At 32.1% G+C, this 20,134-nt stretch carries 22 protein-coding genes; all 22 read right to left on the minus strand.

Going from position 1 to position 20,134, the window contains the following annotated elements; genetic code table 11:
• Positions 1–60 precede the first annotated feature (60 nt).
• The 22 genes from SYNTR_RS06080 to SYNTR_RS06185 all read right to left on the minus strand — a co-directional run bounded on the left by SYNTR_RS06080 (position 61) and on the right by SYNTR_RS06185 (position 20,076).
• A complete protein-coding gene (locus SYNTR_RS06080; RefSeq protein WP_156203684.1) occupies positions 61–1,092 on the minus strand; it encodes an NAD(P)H-dependent glycerol-3-phosphate dehydrogenase in 1,032 nt (343 codons plus the stop codon).
• 19 nt (positions 1,093–1,111) lie between these two features.
• Positions 1,112–1,702 (minus strand): glycerol-3-phosphate 1-O-acyltransferase PlsY, encoded by a 591-nt coding sequence (gene plsY / locus SYNTR_RS06085; RefSeq protein ID WP_156203685.1) that lies wholly within the window; start codon positions 1,700–1,702, stop codon positions 1,112–1,114.
• A gap of 12 nt (positions 1,703–1,714) precedes the next feature.
• The gene (gene der / locus SYNTR_RS06090; RefSeq protein ID WP_156203686.1) at positions 1,715–3,037 is read right to left on the minus strand and encodes a ribosome biogenesis GTPase Der; all 1,323 of its coding nucleotides are present in this window, start codon (positions 3,035–3,037) and stop codon (positions 1,715–1,717) included.
• A gap of 19 nt (positions 3,038–3,056) precedes the next feature.
• Complete coding sequence (locus SYNTR_RS06095) at positions 3,057–4,355, minus strand: DUF512 domain-containing protein (RefSeq protein WP_156203687.1); 1,299 nt, start codon at positions 4,353–4,355, stop codon at positions 3,057–3,059.
• 108 nt (positions 4,356–4,463) lie between these two features.
• Positions 4,464–4,928 (minus strand): DUF3189 family protein, encoded by a 465-nt coding sequence (locus SYNTR_RS06100; RefSeq protein ID WP_156203688.1) that lies wholly within the window; start codon positions 4,926–4,928, stop codon positions 4,464–4,466.
• Between the two features lie 9 nt (positions 4,929–4,937).
• Complete coding sequence (locus SYNTR_RS06105; RefSeq protein WP_156203689.1) at positions 4,938–5,399, minus strand: DUF3189 family protein; 462 nt, start codon at positions 5,397–5,399, stop codon at positions 4,938–4,940.
• 34 nt (positions 5,400–5,433) lie between these two features.
• Positions 5,434–5,628, minus strand: coding sequence for a capping complex subunit for YIEGIA (locus SYNTR_RS06110; RefSeq protein WP_156203690.1), 195 nt, complete (start codon positions 5,626–5,628; stop codon positions 5,434–5,436).
• On the minus strand, positions 5,628–6,518 hold the full coding sequence (locus tag SYNTR_RS06115) for a YIEGIA family protein (protein ID WP_156203691.1): 891 nt from the start codon (positions 6,516–6,518) through the stop codon (positions 5,628–5,630). The genes SYNTR_RS06110 and SYNTR_RS06115 overlap by 1 nt, the downstream gene beginning before the upstream one ends.
• 3 nt (positions 6,519–6,521) lie before the next feature.
• Entirely contained in the window at positions 6,522–7,562 is a 1,041-nt protein-coding gene (gene spoIIP / locus SYNTR_RS06120; protein ID WP_156203692.1) for a stage II sporulation protein P, read from the minus strand.
• Entirely contained in the window at positions 7,555–8,325 is a 771-nt protein-coding gene (locus SYNTR_RS06125; protein ID WP_243140146.1) for a DUF1614 domain-containing protein, read from the minus strand. Before SYNTR_RS06125 ends, spoIIP begins: the two co-directional genes overlap by 8 nt.
• A gap of 210 nt (positions 8,326–8,535) precedes the next feature.
• Positions 8,536–9,630 carry a type 2 isopentenyl-diphosphate Delta-isomerase gene (gene fni / locus SYNTR_RS06130; protein ID WP_320411460.1) on the minus strand — a complete coding sequence of 365 codons (1,095 nt, stop codon included), beginning with the start codon at positions 9,628–9,630 and terminating at the stop codon, positions 8,536–8,538.
• The gene (mobA, locus tag SYNTR_RS06135) at positions 9,579–10,142 is read right to left on the minus strand and encodes a molybdenum cofactor guanylyltransferase (protein WP_156203694.1); all 564 of its coding nucleotides are present in this window, start codon (positions 10,140–10,142) and stop codon (positions 9,579–9,581) included. The genes fni and mobA overlap by 52 nt, the downstream gene beginning before the upstream one ends.
• A 100-nt stretch (positions 10,143–10,242) precedes the next feature.
• Entirely contained in the window at positions 10,243–10,455 is a 213-nt protein-coding gene (locus SYNTR_RS06140; RefSeq protein WP_156203695.1) for an FmdB family zinc ribbon protein, read from the minus strand.
• Positions 10,456–10,474: 19 nt separating this feature from the next.
• Positions 10,475–12,457 (minus strand): bifunctional 4-hydroxy-3-methylbut-2-enyl diphosphate reductase/30S ribosomal protein S1, encoded by a 1,983-nt coding sequence (locus tag SYNTR_RS06145; RefSeq protein WP_156203696.1) that lies wholly within the window; start codon positions 12,455–12,457, stop codon positions 10,475–10,477.
• A gap of 58 nt (positions 12,458–12,515) precedes the next feature.
• Positions 12,516–13,109, minus strand: a complete 594-nt coding sequence (locus SYNTR_RS06150) for a lysophospholipid acyltransferase family protein (protein WP_156203697.1) — start codon at positions 13,107–13,109, stop codon at positions 12,516–12,518.
• Positions 13,110–13,769, minus strand: coding sequence for a (d)CMP kinase (gene cmk, locus SYNTR_RS06155; protein ID WP_156203698.1), 660 nt, complete (start codon positions 13,767–13,769; stop codon positions 13,110–13,112). It abuts the gene before it with no gap.
• A gap of 192 nt (positions 13,770–13,961) precedes the next feature.
• Positions 13,962–15,104, minus strand: coding sequence for an ABC transporter substrate binding protein (locus SYNTR_RS06160; RefSeq protein ID WP_156203699.1), 1,143 nt, complete (start codon positions 15,102–15,104; stop codon positions 13,962–13,964).
• A 58-nt stretch (positions 15,105–15,162) separates the two neighbouring features.
• A complete protein-coding gene (locus SYNTR_RS06165) occupies positions 15,163–15,906 on the minus strand; it encodes a hypothetical protein (protein ID WP_156203700.1) in 744 nt (247 codons plus the stop codon).
• 54 nt (positions 15,907–15,960) lie between these two features.
• On the minus strand, positions 15,961–17,298 hold the full coding sequence (locus SYNTR_RS06170; RefSeq protein ID WP_156203701.1) for a radical SAM/SPASM domain-containing protein: 1,338 nt from the start codon (positions 17,296–17,298) through the stop codon (positions 15,961–15,963).
• Complete coding sequence (locus SYNTR_RS06175) at positions 17,298–18,539, minus strand: radical SAM protein (protein ID WP_243140269.1); 1,242 nt, start codon at positions 18,537–18,539, stop codon at positions 17,298–17,300. The genes SYNTR_RS06170 and SYNTR_RS06175 overlap by 1 nt, the downstream gene beginning before the upstream one ends.
• An 83-nt stretch (positions 18,540–18,622) precedes the next feature.
• Positions 18,623–19,627: a hypothetical protein gene (locus SYNTR_RS06180; protein WP_156203703.1), complete on the minus strand. Its 1,005-nt coding sequence runs from the start codon at positions 19,625–19,627 to the stop codon at positions 18,623–18,625.
• Positions 19,628–19,821: 194 nt separating this feature from the next.
• Entirely contained in the window at positions 19,822–20,076 is a 255-nt protein-coding gene (locus tag SYNTR_RS06185; RefSeq protein WP_156203704.1) for a Nif11-like leader peptide family RiPP precursor, read from the minus strand.
• Positions 20,077–20,134 lie beyond the last annotated feature (58 nt).

Here is a 20,134-nt window from a genome sequence, read left to right on the forward strand (position 1 = left end):
CAAAAAAGAAAAAAAGTGTGATTTACTCACACTTTTTTTACCATCCATTTTTTTTATTTTTTACCAGCTATCTATATTGTTAACAATTTCTTCGATTTCATGTTTTTTCCGCCGTTGCATTAAGTTTTCTACTTCTTCCTTCGGATTTTTGTTATTATAGATAATATTGTAGCATGCTGTTGTAATTGGCATTTCTATATTTAAATCTTGAGCTATTTTGTATACTACTCTTGTTGTATGAATACCTTCAACAACCATCCCAATTGATTCTAGAGTTTCTTCTAAGGATTTTCCTTGCCCTAGAAGATTACCCGCTCGGTTGTTTCGTGAATAGTTGCTATTACATGTAACTATCAAATCTCCAATACCACTTAAACCTGCAAATGTTCTTGGGTCTGCTCCTAATGCAATTCCCATTCTAACTACTTCAGTTAAACCTCTTGTCATTAAGGCAGCTGTGGTATTATCACCAAAACCTAAACCCCTACTCATTCCAGTTGCTAGTGCCACAATGTTTTTTAATGCCCCACCTAATTCAACACCAGCTACATCAGGATTTGTATATACTCTAAAGGATGTAGACATAAATACAGATTGTAATAAAAATGCTGTTTCTTTTTTATAAGCTGCTACTGTAACTGCAGTTGGAATATTTTTTATAACCTCTTCTGCATGACTTGGTCCTGACAAAACACCATATCTTTCTAGAATTTTTTCTCCAATAACATCTTTAATCACTTGACTCATTCGCATTTGTGTAGTTATTTCTATACCTTTGGATGTGTTTACTATATAAATATTATTATTTATGTAATGTTTAAAGTCTTCAATTACTTCCCTGACAGCTTGAGAAGGTACTGCTATCACTAATAAGTCTGAATTAGTTATAGCCTCCTCCCTGCTAGTAGTAGGATAAATATTTTCCAAAATAGATATACTAGGTAAAAATTTTTCGTTTATACGATGTTTTTTAATATCTTCAATTCCATCTTCTTCTCGTCCCCAAAGTGTTACTTTATACCCTTTAGATGCTAATAACATGCTTAACGCTGTACCCCAGCTACCAGCACCTAAAACTGTTATTTTTTGCATATAGAACCACCCCAACATATTAAATTGCTTTTTCGTTAATTTTTGATTCTGTTCCTTGTCTTAATCGGTATATATTTTCATTATGGCGATATACAACTAATGAAGCTATAATAGCTGCCATTAAGATATATGCAATAGGTTCACTCATTACTATTGTTAATACTGGAAATAATATAGCAACTGTTACTGAAGCTAATGAAACATACCTACTTACAAATGTTATAACTGCAAAAACTACTAATGAAATTATGAAAACCATTGGAGTTAACATAAGCATTACTCCTGCCGCTGTAGCAACCCCTTTACCACCTTTAAATTTTAAAAATATCGGAAAACAATGTCCTAAAACAGCTGCTAATCCACAAACTGCAGCAATAACAGTGCCTCCTATAGTAAGTCCTAAGAATGCGGCAATTAAACCTTTTAATAAATCTGCAAAAAGAGCTGCTACACCTATATAAGGTCCTAAGGTACGATATACATTTGTCGCACCAATATTACCACTACCTTTTGATCGGATATCTATACCACCAAGCAACCTACTTATTAAGTACGAAAATGGTAAGGACCCTAAAACATAGCAAAATATTATTATTAAAGCTTCTAACAATTGTCCTCCCCCCTATTCTTTAGAGTCTCTTTGACGTACATAAAATCTTATTGGTGTACCTTCAAATCCATAATTTTGCCTTAACAAATTTTCTAAGTATCTTAAATAAGAGAAATGAACCTTTTCTGGTTGATTAGAAAATAGCACGAAAGATGGTGGTGCTGTACGTACTTGAGTAGAATAGTATATTTTTATCTTTTTGCCTCCCCCGCCTGGTAACGGATTAAGCATGATAGCTTCGTTTATGATTTTGTTTAAATCTGATGTATTAACTCTTCTGGTATGTTGTTCAGCTACAAAATCAACAAGTTCAATTGCTTTAAATATTCTTTTACGAGTTAATGCAGAAATATATAAAATAGGAGAATAAGCTAAAAATTTCAGTTTATCTCGTATATCCTCATCAAACTCATTCATAGTACGTCCATCTTTTTTAATTAGGTCCCATTTGTTTACAACTATTACATTAGCCTTTCCCTGTTCATGAACATAACCCGCTATTCTTTGGTCTTGTTCAGTTACCTTGTCAATAGCATTTAGCATTATTAAAACTACATCTGCTCTTTCAACACTTTTTAAGGCTCTTATAACACTATATTTTTCTGTAGCTTCATTAATTTTTCCTTTTTTCCTCATCCCTGCAGTGTCAATAAGCATATATTTTTTTCCTTCAAACTCAAAGGGGGTATCTATTGAGTCTCTAGTAGTTCCCGGTATATCACTAACAATTACTCTTTCTTCCCCTAATAATGAGTTAACCAATGAAGATTTGCCTACATTTGGTCTACCTACAATAGCTATTTTTATGCGGTCGGTATCTTCTTCTTCATAAAACTCCGGTTTAAAGTGATCAATTACTGCATCTAAAAGATCATTTGTATTCATGCCATGCATAGCTGAAACTGGTATTGGCTCTCCTAACCCTAAGTTGTAGAATTCGTAATAATCTATGTGTTTGGAAAAATTTTCTATTTTATTTGCAGCCAATACTATTGGTTTTTTTGATTTGCGCAGAAGCTTGCCTACTTCTTGATCTTCATGAGTTATACCATCCTTGGCATCAACTACAAAAATAATAACATCTGCTTCTTCTATCGCAATCTGGGCCTGTAATTTAATTTCACTGGCAAAAGTATCACCATCATCAAAGCGAATTCCACCTGTATCAATTATAATAAATTCTTTTCCAGCCCAATCTGATTTATCATATAGTCTATCTCTTGTTACACCGGCTATATCTTCAACTATAGCTTTTCTTGCTCCAGCAAGGCGATTAAATAACGTGGATTTTCCCACATTAGGCCTTCCCACTATAGCAACAACAGGCTTTGACATATTTATTCCTCCGTACTTTTTAAGCTAATACTGCTCTAATAAGATCTCTAGCACTACCATCTACTATTTTTATATCTGCACCAGTTTTTTCTTCTATATCTTCTAAACTGGTATCATCGAGTAGGATTTGTCCTTCTTTTAATACAACATCAGGTAAAATAATCCTTTTACCCTTATGATTACCATTTATAGCTTTAATTATATCATTTCCTGTTAATAAACCCGTTACTGTTACGTCACCTTTAAAGTAATTGTTTTTTACTGGTATTAATTTAACATCTATATTGTCTATTTGGTTCAAGTAAAACACCAAAGGTTCGAGAACTTTTTGGGCTGATTCCCCAGTTACTATATATGATGATTCTTTGAAGGCTATAGTATCTGGAAGCTCTTTTTTTAATTCTTCAAATTCATCCAGCAAGATTCTGGCCAACCCTATACCATTTTCTATTTGACTAAAATCATCATAGTATTCTGCCTCAGGAAAATCTATATCAGCTTTAATATAAAATTCATCTGCTAAATATACTAATCCACTACCATATTTTTTTCTATTTTTCTTTTGATAATCTTCAATTAGGGGTATTAATTCATTAGCTAACTTAGGTGATACTGGTCTTAAGGATTCTAAATTCTCTCTATACCCTGTTAGACCTACAGGTACTATCCCAATTGAAAGTACTGATGGATATAAATTAATTAAATCATCAATGGTTTGTATCAACTCTTCTCCATCATTAATACCTGGACATAATACTATTTGAGTATGAACTTGAATATTTGCATCTTTTAGCCTTTCTAAGTCAGATTTTATTTTTTTAGCATTTTTGTTATTCATCAACTTTTCTCTTATTTCGCCATTTGTGCTATGTACAGATATATATAATGGGCTAAGACGCAGATTAATTATCTTTTCCCAATCATTTTCATCTAAATTAGTTAATGTAATGAAGTTACCATAAAGAAATGAATATCTATAATCATCGTCTTTAATATATAAGGTTTCTCTCATTAAAGGTGGTAGTTGATCTATAAAACAAAAAGCGCATTTATTTTTACATGACTTTATGGTGTCAAATATAACACCTTCAAATATTAAACCTAAATCTTCATCATAGTCCTTTTCAATTTCTATTGCCCATATTTCATTATTAGATTTTTTAATTTCTATATCTAATAATTCTTCACTAGTATAAAACTGATATTCTATGATATCAGTTATAGTAAAACCATTTATAGATAGTAAAATATCACCTGGCTTTATATCAACTTCTTCCGCAATACTGTTTTCTATTATATCTTTTATTACCGCTGCCATTAAATCCTCCAATTTGCAATAACAATTTTACCATTTAAACAATTATGTACTAAAAAGGATTTAATCGCAAGATGCAAAAAAGGTGGGTAGGACACCCACCTTTTTAGTTTAAAAGTTAAATACTTTTTTCTTGTTAGAGTTGATGAATTTTATAAACTCCTCTACGTTTGCTTTTATAGTATTATATTCTTTGTTGATTATTTTCTCCGCTATAAAAGTAGTGTGAGAATTGAATTTTACTGTAGCTGATATTCTATTTAATAAAAAAAGCGTTCGTTCCCCCTTAATGTGTACAGGTTGAACTATTAAATCGTCTGCAGTAAAACCTAGTATATCTACTAAATACTCTATACTTTTTTTGGTTAATTGTATGTCTTGTCCAACACCTAGTGTGTATACCTGATTGCCATGCATGTCATCTTTTATATATATAGGAAATCCACTAAAGTCTATAGCACTATCATCAAAACCATCAATTAAGGTAACTTTTTTAGGTTTCATGTTATCTAAGTATAAATTAGCCGCAACTAAGGTATGATGTACGCCGGTAGAGCCCAGAAATATTATTTTCATTTGCAACACCTACACTTTTGTCATTACCTTAAGTTTTATTTGGTCTACCACTCTTACTATGTCAAAGAATGAACTTTGGGTACCTTTTATAACTATTGGTCTACCAATCGATACCCATCCTAGTCTCCTAGACATAAAACCTCCAATTTTCATAATAACATTAATATTGTTCATAGTATTTATTGTTAAAATGTTATTTTTAACACCTAATATTTCAGCTATACCCATTAATATATTACTAAATCTATCTCCTAAGCTCTTTTTGCCTAAAACATATATATCATTACCGTATTCATCAATTCCCATAAATCTTATAGTACCAAAATGATTATTATTGGTTTTATCATAATAAGGAATACTCATTAGTTCTTCTGCTGTAGGAGGTCTGTGCTTTTGTAATAATCCCAAATGAATTGATGCAGCTACAACTGATGAATGTGCTCCACCAAAGCAATGATAAATAATTTTCATATATCCTCCACATTATAGTAAGAATTATGATGTTTTAATGTCTTGCTATAAAATATACTCCATTTTCTAAATCATGTACTATTCCACCTAATATACGGGATAAGAGTAATGCTATATACCTTTGTTGCTCTTCGTCTTCTGCATAAAAAATTGGACAACCGCCACCACCAACAAGATCTTTATTAATAGTTATTATAGCTAGGATATATCCTGTTAATCCTGTATCCATTAATCAGCCGCCTTTCTACCATATAAACTTGATAAAGGTGTACCTCGGGTTGCTTCTAATACTGGTACTCTTTTAATAATTTCTACGAGGTATTTAATATCAGGTTCATTTGGTAGTAGAAAGAATCCTAGATAACCTTCATCAATATTTTTTCTTGCTAATGGCATTAATTCTGGTTCATTTATATCAACCTTGGTTCCTAAGATAGATACTGCATCATACAATATAGCCATACGTTGTCCCGGACTATGAAGTGTAGCGCGTGCATTATCATCCTTTGGTTTTATTAATACTGCTAATCCTTCATTAAGTATTTTCTCACGTGTTTCCTCTAAACCAACATTCATTATTACTACATCTTCTACCATTAATAAAGAACCTTCAAAATGTAATTTTGATTCTACTACTTCTGCTATATCCCCTATAATAATACCACTCATTAATTTAATTATTAGGAATATACTTAAAGGTCCAGTTATTAATACCCAATACCAATCTAACCAAAAAGCTATACCACTATTAAATATTGCAATTAAAATTACTAAGTAGTTTCTAGCTTCAAAAACTTTTGCTATACCTTCAATATAATCTGGTCCACGTCCTATAAGTTTGTTTTCATCTGCTTCTTTTAATGTTTCTCTTTCCATTGTTCGTATATCTCGAAATTGTTGTGCAGCAAGAGCCAAAAAGGTTATAGCAACATAATCAGGCTCTGCTATAGCAGGAATTGCCACTGCACCTAATCCTGCTGCTATAAAACCTAATGATAAATGCGTTACATGACCGTGAGGATATGTTGGATAATAGCGATAATCGCTTTTCAGCATAAACCATCTGGCAGCAAATCCAAACACTATACCAGCGATTATAGCTACTGCATAGTCTTCCATATCCTAGCTCTCCGATGACCCACGATTTAGTAGATAAAATCCACCTATTGCTGCACCTAAAGCTATTAATATAATAAGAAGAGTAGTGCCTGCACCTTGGTTATCTCCGCCACCTAGAGGTCTTGCAGCTGGTTCTGCTTCTACACCAACAATTGTAGGAACTATTTCAGCGAATTCTTCTGCTGCTTTTAGAGCATGGTCTTTGGGTGTTTCATGAGTTCCTACTTCTAATAAGATTGCTTGTGGGCTTAAGTCTTGATTATAATCACCTTGGCCTATTAGGATTCCGTTAGAAAGACCGGGTTTTTCTTCATCCATAGCAGCCTTTATTTCTTTTGCAAATTCTTCATTGGTATTACTATTTGGATTAGATCTACCAACAACTTTTTTAATTTGTGCAATTGGTTCACCATCTACTTCACCTTCATACTCTTCTCTGGGTGTAGCATCACGATGTACATCTATTTTCATTGCTGGATCTTGCTTTATTAAATCTGTTGCAGTTCTTCTAGAACGGTGATAAGCATTTACATCATGAGGATTATGATTATTGTCACTATATACTACATTAATACCTAGCTCTTCTATTTCATCTCTCATTCTTTCGGCAACATCATAAATACCTCCACGCCCATCTATACTTTCTTCGCCATCACCTTCTATATATGACTCATCACTATGAGTGCAATAAATAGCAATAGTTACCTCATCATCATTATCCGCTTGAACTGGTATTACTCGGTTAAACCAAGAAGTTGTTTGAGAAGTACGCTTTATTTCAGGCATTTCTTCTTTACCTTTATTTTTACAGTAGGCTGTATATTTTTCGATTCTAACTACTTCATAACGAGTATTATCTGGAGCTATATATTCATCTCCTACATGAATAACTCTACCTGTTTTTATTATTGTCTTTTTGGTTTTTTCATCTACTAATGTAAAGTGTTTTTCAGGAGGTAATTCTTGGTGGACTGCATGTAATTCAGCTGTAACACCAAACATTAGTATTCCAACTAAAAGAAATACTATAAATTTTTTAGTCATTTTTTTCACCTCGCTCTTCTTGGTCTCCTTCAGAATTATCTTCAGATTCTGGTTCCGATTCAATTTGTTCTTCAACTTGCTCTTCTTCTGAAGGTTTTTTCGAAGGCTGAGGCTCTTTTAAGTGTTCAATTAAATTTGGGTCTCTACCCTCAGTTTTAGGTCCGCCTTGTATTCTTTCTAAAGTTTCTCCTACTACTTCGGCTAATAGTACAGCTAATATACCTGCTAGTATTAAAGCATCAAATGCCCCAGCTCCACCTAGAAATACAGTTCCTCTTACACCAGTAGTTGTCAGCCAAATATATTGTGCAATATCAATGGTTAAAACACCTATTACAGCGGCAAAAAATGCTCCTCTACGTGATCTACCCGCCAAATATCCTACTATACCAGCTACAATTGCATACATATACAGGGGATCAACTATAATCTGTTCAGGTTCAGCCCCCAAAAATCTACTTAGAATAAAAAGGGTTAAACCAGTTACACCTGCAGCAATAATAGCTCTGATTTTTTCAAATGATGTACCAGCACCTAAAAGAACATAAAACGCTAATCCTATTGCAATTACTCCACCTAAATTGATAGTAACTCTGTCAGTTACTGGAATATTAATAAAACTTCCAACAATAATAGCGGCTATTATTGCTAGTGCAGCTTTATCACTTAAACGAAGACGATCTAATACTCGATGAGCAACACCAAAGTATATTAATATCGAAACAACTATTAGAGCAATCATCCCTAAAGGGAAATCAGTCATATATTTTACTCCTTTCTTAATTTATATTTTCATAAAATATAATTCCCTTTTTAGATGATATTATGTATGTACGAGTCAAAGGTGAGTCAATGGGGACGGTTCCTTTTGACTCAAAAAATGAGTCAAAAGGAACCGTCCCCATTGACTCACCTTTGACTCGGTCGACGAAAAAAAGCCGCTTAAAGCGGCTTTTTTTTTGATTTTTATTTTTTATTTTTTTGACCATTGATAGGGGTCTACACCTCTTAAAGATAACCATTCTGCAGTATCTTTAGTAATGATAACTGGTTTTGTTTTTATTTCTTTAATGTTTTTTGCTCCTGTCATAAGAGTCACTGCTTTTAGTTTGTAAATATTGCTATCTACAAAACTACTTAATTCATCAACTCCTTGTTGAAGTAGTATTTTTAAAAATGGTGATGCAATGCCTACTAAATCCGCTCCAATTGCTAAGGCTTTAGCGGCATCGTATGCGGTTCGTATACCACCTGATGCAATTATTTGTATTGGATAGTTTAAATCTACTATTTCTGCTAAGCTACAGGCGGTTGGTATTCCCCAGTCATCAAGTTCACCCATAAACATACCTTTTCGTTGATCCTCAATGTTAATAAAATTGGTACCACCTTTTCCACCTATATCAAATATATTAATACCACTATTATATAGTTTATTAACTGAATTAGCTGAAAAACCAAATCCTACTTCTTTAGCTATTATTGGTACATTGCTTTTACTAACTATGGTTTCTATGTTTTTTAAAGTTCCTTTAAAATTTCTATCTCCCTCTGGCATTGCAAGTTCCTGGGGAACATTAAAGTGTAACTGTAATCCATCTGCTCCTATCATCTCAATTGCTTCTAATGCAATATCTGGATTAACACCTGCTGACACATTAGCTAAAACTATTCCATCTGGATTTTTTTCTCTTACTACTGTAAAACTATCTCTAACATTGTGGTCATCAATACCTATTGTTTGAGATCCTACTGCCATGGCTATATTTTTTTGTGCAGCTACATATGCAAGGGAGGCGTTAATTCTTTTGGCCTCTGCTGTACCACCAGTAATAGCATTTATTATTAACGGAGTAGAAACTTTTTTTCCTAAAAACTGAGTAGATATATCTGTATCATCAATGTTTAGTTCTGGGACTGAATCATTTATTAAATGAACATTCTCAAATCCGCTGGTTGAAGGACCATCATTTGCAGCATAAGCGATTGATAAATGTTGATTTTTTCTTTGTTTTCTTATTGAGATGACAATAACCTCCCTGCTAGTTTGTTGGCTCTTGTTAGTGATATTTCATCATTAATGTTTAAAAAAACATCTTCAAGATTATTTTTACTATGTTTTAATAAATTTTTTTCCTTAACAACAAGGGTATTTAGTTGTTCATATATTTTAATTAGTTTTAGTTTTTCATTTATTAAACAATTTTCTAATACCGTAATACAATTTTTAGTATATAAAGCTGATAAGGCCTGATAATAACCATTTATTTCTGGAACAACAATGTCGTGGTTGTTTTTTTTGTTTATTAAATATGAAACTAAATCCATATCAATAAAAGGCATATCACATGCAGAAGTAAATATTGTATCATTAGTAGCATTTACTAATGCTGAGTGAATACCACTCATTGGACCTTTACTAGGATATATATCAGTATAAATTGGCACTCCTAGTTGTTTATATAAATCTGGTTGATTACTAATTATAATAGTTTCATCAAAATAGTTGCTAAATTTAGCCATAATAATTTCAATAATCGGTTTTCCATCGATTTTGGCAAATGCTTTATTATATTTCATTCTTGTGCTTTTACCACCCGATAAAATAACCCCAGTAGTTTTCAAGTTAATCACCTCAGAAACATAAAAAGCTGCCAACTGGCAGCTAAAATTTCATTGCTCACCCACCGGTCCCGGCTGCACTACACCCGTGACATGAATTATTATTGTTATTGCTAGGTTTATTAGAACTACCAGTATTAAATAGAGATAATAACTGTTTTACGTTTGTAGTTTTGCATTTAGGGCATTTCGCTTTATCTTTATCATTATTAGATATCATTAAATCAAACTTATGATCACACTCTTTACATTGAAAATCGAATATAGGCATATAGTCACCTCACATATAACTACTCTTGATTTTCAAGATATTCATCTACTTCATTTCTTTCTACGTCATTTTCTGCTTCTTTAATGGAAAGACTAACCTTTTTTTGTTCAGAATCTATTGATAAAATTTTGGCATTAATTTTTTGATCTACATTCACAACATCCTCAGTTTTTGCAACTCTTCTATTAGCTAACTGAGATATATGCACTAATCCATCTACTCCTGGTATTATTTCTACAAATGCACCAAAAGGAGCTATCCTAACTACTTTACCTTCTATAATTTCACCTTCATTGAATTTTTCTAAAACTATTTCCCATGGGCTTTTCAGTAGTTTTTTTCTACTCAATGATACTCTTTCTTTTTCTCGATCTAGGTTTAAAATGTATACTTCTATTTCATCGCCTTCATTTAATATATCTTTAGGATGTTCTACTCTTACATGATCTAATTCTGATACATGCAGTAATCCTTCGTAACCACCTATGTCTACAAAAGCACCATAATCTACTAAGCGCTTTACTTTGCCTGTACGTACTTCACCTTCATTAACATTTGACCAAAATTCTTCTTTTGCTTTGTTTTTTTCTTCTTCTACTAGTTTTTTGCGTGATAGTACTATTTGAGAACCACGTTTCTTGTTACGGTTAAATTCTATTATTTTAAATTTTAATGTTTTATTTAGATAGTTAGTTACATCTTTTACATACCCATCTTCTATATGAGATGCGGGCAAGAAAGCAACAACTCCTAAATCTACTAGAAGTCCACCTTTAACTGTGTTAATTACTGTCCCCTCTACTATATTATCTTCTTTGTAATCCTCTTCTAGTTTATCTAATGCTTTTCTAGCATCAACTTTTTTCTTAGATAATAAAATGGTGCCATCATCATCCCATTTTAATACTAATACTTCTAGTTCATCCCCAACCTTAGCAATTTCTTTTGCTGAGGATACATCTTGTTTATTGGTTAACTCACGTAATGGTACTATTCCTTCAGATTTTCCACCAACATCAACCATCACTTCATCATTGAGCACTTGAATAACAGTACCTTTGATAATATCCCCTTTATCAGGAGACTCAAAGTCTGCCATTTCTGCCTCTAGATTAGCAAAATTCTCCTCATTATTATTCATGGCTTGTTCTTCTTTTCCAAGCTCGACATTCTTCTCGTCGTTCATCACGTCCAATACCTCCTTAATTATCCAATCCGGAGTTGAAGCCCCGGCAGTAACTCCTATTTTAGTTATACCCTTTAACCAATCTTTTTTTATATCTGAAGCAGATTCAATCTGATAAGTTTTTACTCCACTATTAATACATTCTTTAGTTAGGGTATTAGTATTTGAACTTTGTTTATCTCCTATTACAAACATTAATTCTACTTCTTTAGCTAAGTTGCGTGCTGCTTGAATTCTCTTTTTTGTAGCAGAACAAATAGTATTAAACACTCGTAATTCTTCAGTTTTAGGGAGTATAGTCGAGACTATTTCATAAAATTCTATCTCATCCTTGGTAGTTTGTGCTATAACACCTACTTTTCCTTTTACTGAAATATCTTTAGCTTCCTCTTTGTTCTTTACTACATATACATTTTCTCCAGCCCAACCGACTATCCCAACAACCTCAGGGTGTTTTATATCACCAAAAACTACGATTATATAACCTTCATTTTTCAATAACTTAGCAGTATCGTGAACTTTTTTTACTAACGGACAAGTTGCATCTATAATATTATAGCCTTTTATTTCAGCTTGATTTATCAATTCTGGAGGTACTCCATGTGACCTTATAATTATTCCACCAGATTCAATTTCATTTAAATCATTAATAGAGCTTATCCCTTTATTTTTTAAGTATTCCACTACGGACTCATTATGTACTATTGGTCCGTAGCTATACCACTTATTTGGTTTTTCTGAACTATTTTCAGCCATTTTTATAGCTCTTTTTACTCCAAAGCAAAAACCAGCATTTTTTGCAACCTTTACGTGCAATATTACACCCCATCAAAAATACTATTAATATTCGTAATAATCATATAAATTCCTTCTTTTATTTTGATAAAAGTTTGTCAATTTCCTGCAATATATCTTCACTTATTTCTTCTAAAACAGCAGAATTTAATTTAGATTCATAATATTCAGTTAGATAAATAGGCCTACCAACTTTTACAACTAAAGGTTTTATCCATCCAAATGGTATTTTAGCATTTGTACCAATACAAGCTATTGGCACTATAGGAGTTTTTGATTTTATTGCTATCATTGCTACTCCAGATTGAGCTTTTTTTTTCATTCCAGATTTAACTCTAACTCCTTCTGGAAAAATTCCTAGTACCTTTGAATCTTTTAATACCGCTAAAGCATGTCTTATAGCTTTTCTATCAGCAGTCCCTCTTTTAACTGGAAAAGCATTTAAACTCCTAAAAAATAATGAAAATATTGGATTGCTAAATAGTTCTTTCTTAGCCATAAAATGTATTGGTCTATCTAGTGCTACTGCAATTATTATTGGATCCCAGTTGCTAACATGATTTGATGCCACAATTACTCGGCCTTCTTTTGGTAGTTTATGTAATCCATCAATCTTCAAACCTAAAAAATGAAAAAATATTTTAACTATTCCTCTTAATAGAGTGTACAACATCTATAAATCCTCCTGAACAATACTTATTATTTTGTCCAAAAGTTCATCTATTGTTAATTCACTAGTATTAATGACTATTGAATCTTTTAATATTTTAAGCGCCCCTACACCTCTATTTTTATCTAAATTATCTCTTTCTAGTAAATCTTTTTTAAGATGTTCAAAATCTACTTCATATCCCTGATTTTTTAGCTCTATTAATCTTCTTCTAGCTCTTTCTTCTAAGCTAGCAGTTATATAAAATTTAAATTCAGCATCAGGTAATACACATTCACCTATATCTCTTCCATCCATTACAACATCCTTTTGAGAAGCCATTTCTTGTTGTTTTTGGACCATTATTTCCCTGATTTCATTAATAGCTGCTATCTTGGAAACTAAAGAATTAACTTGAGGAGTTCTTATTTTTTCTGTTACATCTTTTCCATTACATATTATTCTTTGTGTATTGGAATGATTTTCGAAGTGAATATTTATAGAATTGGCCAGCTGATATAGTTGTTGGTTATCTTGATAGTCAATTTTATTTTCTATAATAATATAAGTTAAAGCTCTATACATTGCTCCTGTATCTATATATATGAACCCAAGTTTTTTAGCAACTAGTTTTGCAATAGTACTTTTTCCTGCTCCTGCAGGTCCATCAATAGCAATTTTCATTTCAATAACCCTACTCCTAAATATTCTTATATATTTTAGCATACTAGTATAATTTGTAAAAGTATATAGTCTAATTGGATTACCCATAAAAAAAGATAAAGAGCAATCCTTTTTATTATATAATAAAAAGGAAACAAAATTGTTTCCTTAAATTTTTCTAGTATATATCCCCTCTTGAAATTGTTTTTTTAATTACTCTCCTCCTATAGTTTGATATGCTTCATCAACTACTATTACTAATTCAAATGGTAATTTAAAATCTAAAATATTAGCTACTTCTACATTTAGAGCAATTTGGGGACTACTTTGAAATGTTTGTTCAAGTTCACGTGGTTTTGCTCCTTTTAAACACTGAATTATATTATAGGCTCCAAATCTTCCAACATTTACTTCATCCATTACTGAAACAGTCATTAAGGCTCCATGTTTTACTTCTATATTACCTAATTGAGAAAAAATAGGAATTTTATTATCATAAAATGGCTGAAATAACTCTGGAAGCTTTTCACTTTCTAATAGTGATACAGTTACAAATACTGCATCAACTTGCTCTGATAATTTATTATAGGCTTCTGCTACTTCTTGATAATACCTAGGAAACTCCTCTGGTCTATTAGGCTCATCAACATGATATTCTACTATTTCAAAACCCTTTTCTTTAGCAAGGGTTTCTATTTCATTTATAGCTGAAAAAACTCTAGCAATTTCAGAGTCTTCATATACTATTCCAAGTCTTTCGAATTCTACGATATCATAAAAAGCTCTAAGCTGACGTTCAAAACGATCTTCATCCATATGTGCCCATACATTATCTTTACCCGAGTCATCTGCTGATTCAATTATTCCTGATAATACAGCATTAGAAGCAGCAAAGACAAAAATGTTAGTATTATGTTCAAATTCAGTTAATTTAACCCCTGCTAATGCTCCCATTGTTATCATTATATCTATATCATCTTGTTTTTTTATTCTATTTACTATTTCTATTTCATCTGTTTCCCAAAGGTTATAATAAGCATCATCAACAAACTCAATATAGGGACTAATATCATTAGATGAAAGCCAATTCCAAATGGTTTTACTATCACCTGTTTCTACTACTTGTTCGAAACCATCTAGATTATTAACCCAGCCCATCTCTTCAAGTCCATATATAATATGAACTAATGTATCAGTATACATAGTAAAATGTTCACTTTCACAATAGCCTATTCGCCATGTTCCTTTTATAGAGTCTTTGTTATCATCATAATCATTAGCCTGTGTAGCATAAATAACATTAGTAGTTATAAAACAACATAATATTAATATGCTCATTATTATAAGCTTTCTCAATGTTTATTTACCCCCACTGGACAGTGTTTATTTCCATTAAAAATGTTGTTTAGGATGTTTAAAAATTTCTTTGCAAATTCATTATCTTTGCATACATAATCTTTATTCCATCTTTGTCTTTATATTGAAAAAATCCTCGATAACCATTGTTTAATAACTGTTTTTGTTCTTCTAGTGATGTACTAGATACAATAATTTTATTATTTGTGTCTAGTTTAATGGGATTAATTACATCTTTATATACAACATATCTATCCCAGCCATAGTACATTTCACACAATTTAGCAATCTGTAAACCCATTGAGGTTACAGTTTTAATACTAGGATAATTATACGGTGAGACAGTTGTAAATATATATCTAGAGCCTTTAATTTTATGTGCACGTTCTGCTAATATAGTAGCTAATTTTTGTTGTAGGTTATGACCACGTAAAGCGTTGTGCACTAATGAAAAGTGTAATTGAGCCACTAATGTTAAATCTTCATTACTAAAATTTAATTCTAATCCCATATTTTCTTCATAATCTATTTCATTTAATATAGAACATGCTGCATATAATTCATCATTAATAAATAAACCTATTGTTTCACCTTTTTCAATTAAACCATTTTCAAGTTCTTCTATAGTTATAGGCATATAATATTCTTTATTTTTTAAAGACTCAATTACAGTGTCTTGTAACTGCATGATAGCTGCAAAATCATCTTCATTTAAGACCCTAATTATGTATGAATTATTCCTTAAATCAGAATATAATTTTATTTCACCTTGTTCAATAAAATTTTTATTTAGTAAATTCATAACTACCCCCATAACTATCTAAAAATACTACTAATCTGCTATTCTAAAATGATTTTACATAGTCCAAAATCCAGATATTTTTTCAGCTTGGTGGTAGTTTTTTTTGATAATTTTTTCAAGCTGATACTGTGTAGCGAGACAATGAGGTTTTCCTTCCCTCATGCCTAAATCGGGGCAGCCCCCCATGCATATGGGAAGCATCTTGCAGCGAATGCATTTTTCACTATCAAAGGGCGACCACATAATCCACCTTACATGTTTCATTTTTTCTTCCTTAGTACTTTTTTGTGTAACAATATTACCTATTCTAATGTTTTTGTCTCCAAAATCACTCCAGCATTTATACATATCTCCTTCTGGGTCTATAACATATGATTGAATATGGTCAGCACCACAGTAATTACTTTTTCTTTTAGGTAACAAATGGGTAAAATCTTCCATCAAGCCTTTTTCAACCATCATCTCATATAGCAAAGGTTCAATTTTAGCGTATTCATTTGTACTCATCATTGTGTGTGCAGCTGATTTGCAAGCATCTGTATATGTATATACTTGTGCAAAGTTAACTGAATTTTTAGGTATGCCATTGTTTGCTAATATGTCTAATAATTCTTCTATACCCTCAACATTTGTTTGATCAATGTTCACACGAATTGTAAACTTTATATCATTTTTAATTAGGTTTTTTATATTTAATAAAATTTTATTAAAGGTATCATCATCTGATCCAAAAAGTTTTCTTCTTTTATTGTGTATAGATGGTGGTCCATCAAGTGTAATTTGTATTACTTGTATGTTTAATTCTTTTAGCTTAGCTACTAATTCGGGTTCTAAAAGATAACCATTAGTTACAATCTTAAATACACACTCACAACCATGCCCCTTTGCTAGGGCAGTTATTTTTTGTGATAAATTAATCAATATATCGGGTTCTAAAAGAGGTTCTCCACCGTACCATGTAATACTTATTTCATCTAGCTTTTTAACTTTGTCTTCTATATATTTTAAGATTGCATCTTCAACTTCTTTAGACATTGCCGGACGATTTCTTTCCTCCTGATCACAGTATATACAACGAAAGTTACAGGAAAGTGTCGGTGCAATTGTCAATGATAGTCTTGAAGTATCATGTTTATACTTTTGACTAGAGAATTGTAAAACTTTCAACTCATCTATTGAATGATGGATTAAGAATCCTTTTTTTAGTAAGCTTTTTGCAACAAACTTTTTTCCATCAGCTAATTCATTAATATCAAAGCTACCTTTATCTAATAGGTCACTATGTTTATTATCAATAACTATCATACGTGTAGAAAAACTATTATAAATTAGTAATTTTTTTTCTTCATTCATAGACCAAGAAAAATTATATTGTGAAGCTTTTACTAGCATTAATTAACATCTCCTTGTTCAATAAGTGCACTACCATCACCATTGTGGTTAAAAGCACATGAATAGTTATCCCCAAGCACTCGACAGGGTAGGCAGTTTTGTTCGAACTGGCAAGTTAAGCATTTACTGTCTTTATTTTCTTCATGCTGTCGCAATTGATTTAAAACTGTAGATTTCCACCAGTATTCATGTAGACTTGGATACGATTCCGGCTTCAGCAAGTGACGGCAAGGAATCCAGTTTCCATCTACATCCAGTGCAACTCCTGCACGCCCAGCAGCACATCCTTTACTAATACCAATGTTTTTATTCATAAAAAAAGTTTTACCCAATATAGCTCGTAAAGGAGAAAAGCAAGACTCAACTATAATTAGAGGTGATTTTTCTTTTCTTTGATGACTTTTAATGTGTTCTGCTAAATCTAATAATTGATTATTATTAAGTGGTGCTTGAGCCTGCATATTCGCATCTGGTTTTGATTCAAGAATAGCAATGCCATCTACATTAAATGTTTTTGCTAGTTTCACCAGATTTGGAAAGTCTGCAATATTATCATTGCGAGCTACCCAATTTATAAAAGTAATTATTTCACCATCTTTTTGTAATAACTCAAGTGCTGCTATAGCTTGTGAGTAACCATCTCTAGAAAGACTATTTACTTCTTCCACAGAACCATTTAGGGATACATATATTTCTTTGACTCCAGCATCTTTTAGTTCTTTAAGTCGCTTTTCATCAAATCCCCAACCACTAATGGCAATAGCAGAACTGAGTCCAAGTTCATTTATGAGCTTTAATAGCCTATCTAAATGAGGATATACAAGTGTTTCGCCACCACTGAGATTTAAGTATGGTACTTTTAGTCTAGCAGCTTCATAAATAACTTTTTCTGCAATATCAGGATTCAAATCTTTTCCTTTGTAAAGATCGCAATAGCATTGAGGACATCGTAGAGGACAACGAGTAGTCAGTTCTAGATTAATTAATTCTGGAGCAGTTCTAGACCGCAGTGGTGATTTAACTTGATTAACTTCATTTAGTATGCTTTTTAGTTCGCTTATTTCCAATTTTGAGGTAGGATTTTGAATAAAACCGTCTTCATACAACTTATCTATTAAAGGACTGGGGCGGCTAGTTTCCAACCAGGCAGTCAACTCCTGTAGACTAGAAGACCCAAGAAAAATCCTTTTACCTTCTTGCACAAGATAAGCAAATAGTCCGTTAGGTTCTGCCCGCCACATAGTTTTCACGTATTATGCCCCTTTCTGTCTAATTATCATTTTATTCTTATTTATACTTTTATTTAGTCTAGCTAAAGTTTATTTTATTGCTTACTTTTTAATGAAACAGCTTTTACTCTCAGATAAACCTTTGCACTAAGTCCATTATCAGGTGACCAAGTTAGTTTGAAATGACATATGTTATTTATAAGTGCACAATAACCTGCTTCTTTTCCCATATATTGACCTCGACTTCCGGACCATTTCAAAATCATAGCTTGTTTTTCTGGTATACATAAGCCAGCATCAACAAGAGAGTCTAAAAATAAGGGTAAATCTTTAATGGTTTTCAATTGAATTTCATATCCAATTTTTGATGGAATACCTTGTGTTGTCACATCAATATCAACATTATACCAACTGTCACTATACCTCTCTGAAAGATGCTTCCATTTATTTATTGGAGGTTTTACATCAATCCATTTTAATTTATCAAACCAAGTTTCAACTATATCCCATTTCATGCCATGTGTAACAAGTCGTATTCGATCATTGTTTCTAGCCAACATAGCACCTATCTGAAATAACCTCATACCTTCTGGTAAGGATTTAATAACTTTATATAAATTAGATTCCAGCTCTTTAGTTGTTTCTCTTCCCAATAATATTTCTAATTGATTATTTAACAAAGAATGCTCTATACCCATTTTTGACTTTATAGCCTCACTATTGTAAAAAAAACATGGCTTTGGCAGTGATGTTCTGTATTCTGCTTGATCCATTTCAATCCATATATCTTGTACCTTTGCTGGCCACTTATTGCAGAATTCCATAATTTTATGCCACGAAACTTCTGCTGTAAGTGGATAAAACGAGGGGTTTAGAAAAGCTTCCCTCATTGCTATAGCTTCCTCTTGTAACACTCGAAATGATATATCTACATCTCCAAGTTTATCTTCAAGGCTAGTTTCTAGTATGTATTCGCTAATGGATAAATCAGAGAAAAAATCTGTCAGTCTATGAATATCAGCAGCTGTTTGACTAGAAATTAATCCTTCTGGTGCATAGGGTAATGTCTGTTGTACTAACTCTTGCAAATTAACCGACATATTAATAAACACCTCTATCCAAATAGTGTAATCTTTTCTTCTAAAATATTAGTCGCATTAATGAATTCAAGCTTTTATTACTTTTTTTATTTGTAGTAAAAGCTTGAGTTATCCTATTCGCCACCCTATTGTTTCCTTACCCAACCAATATTCACTAGTATATAGTACATTTTCTTTTTACCAGTGTTTTTTATTTACCAACTCAATCTAACCCCATAACAATCGCCACCGCCGGCTACATCTTCTAAGGATTCATCGGATAATTCTCCTTGCTCAACCTCTTTTACAAATGCATCACGAGCCTGAAGTATTTCATCTACTGTTAAATCAAAACCTTCCTCTTTCAACACAGCTTGTACTTCTTCTGCTGACTCAAGGCTAAAAATCTTATCCTTAAACTCCTGATCATTATTAATTTTATCTATTACTTGTTTTATTTTATCTGCCATTTATAAATCCACCTTTCTTTGGTTAGTTATTATAAATTAATTTTAATAGGTAACGTTC

Origin of the sequence: Candidatus Syntrophocurvum alkaliphilum (assembly GCF_009734445.1) — a bacterium.
Classification (GTDB): domain Bacteria; phylum Bacillota; class Syntrophomonadia; order Syntrophomonadales; family Syntrophomonadaceae; genus Syntrophocurvum; species Syntrophocurvum alkaliphilum.